The sequence below is a fragment of the Nocardia sp. bgisy134 genome, assembly GCF_965341865.1.
In the GTDB taxonomy this organism is placed as follows: domain Bacteria; phylum Actinomycetota; class Actinomycetes; order Mycobacteriales; family Mycobacteriaceae; genus Nocardia.
This window is the reverse complement of record NZ_CBDQZP010000066.1, coordinates 1-765: the sequence shown is the minus strand read 5'-3', so window position 1 is coordinate 765 and position 765 is coordinate 1. Positions and strand designations below refer to the sequence as shown.

Annotated in this window: 1 protein-coding gene; it reads left to right on the top strand. The window is 69.2% G+C overall.

Annotated elements, in window-relative coordinates:
• Positions 1 to 765: AMP-binding protein (locus ACRWNM_RS36540; RefSeq protein ID WP_431972735.1), on the top strand; the 765-nt coding region annotated here is incomplete at both ends.

Genomic DNA, 765 nt, shown 5'->3' with positions numbered 1-765 from the left:
GAACACGGCGTATGTGATCTTCACGTCGGGTTCGACCGGGGTGCCGAAGGGGGTGGCGTTGACCCACCGGGCGACGGTGCACCAGCTGGCCTGGGCACAGGCACGGTATCGGCTCGACGGCAGTGATGTGGTGTTGCACAAGACGCCGATCACGTTCGACATTTCGGTGTGGGAGTTGTTCTGGCCCTTGCAGGTCGGGGCGCGGGTGGTGATCGCTGCCGCGGACGGGCATCGGGACCCGCATTATCTGGCGGCGCTGATCCAGGCCGAGGCGGTGACGACGGTGCATTTCGTGCCGTCGATGCTGGCGGCGTACCTGGCGGCGGTGCCGGCGCCGCTGGCGGTGAGTGTGCGGCGGGTCTTCGCCGCCGGGGAGGCCTTGCCGGCCGCGGCCATCACCCGGTTCGCCGAGTACGGCGACGCGGAGTTGCACAACTGGTACGGCCCGGCCGAGGCCGAGGTGGTCACCGCGTGGGAGTGCGACGCGGATGCCGTGGGTGTGCCGATCGGGTCACCGGTGTGGAACACGCAGACCCTCGTGCTCGATTCCCGGTTGCATCCGGTGCCGGTGGGGGTGGTGGGTGAGTTGTATCTGGCGGGTGTGCAGTTGGCGCGGGGGTATCACGGTCGGCCGGGTGTGACGGCGGGTGGGTTCGTGGCGGATCCGTTCGGGGTGGCGGGGGAGCGGATGTACCGGACGGGGGATCTGGTGCGGTGGCGTGCGGATGGGCAGTTGGAGTATGTGGGGCGCACCGATTTCCAGGT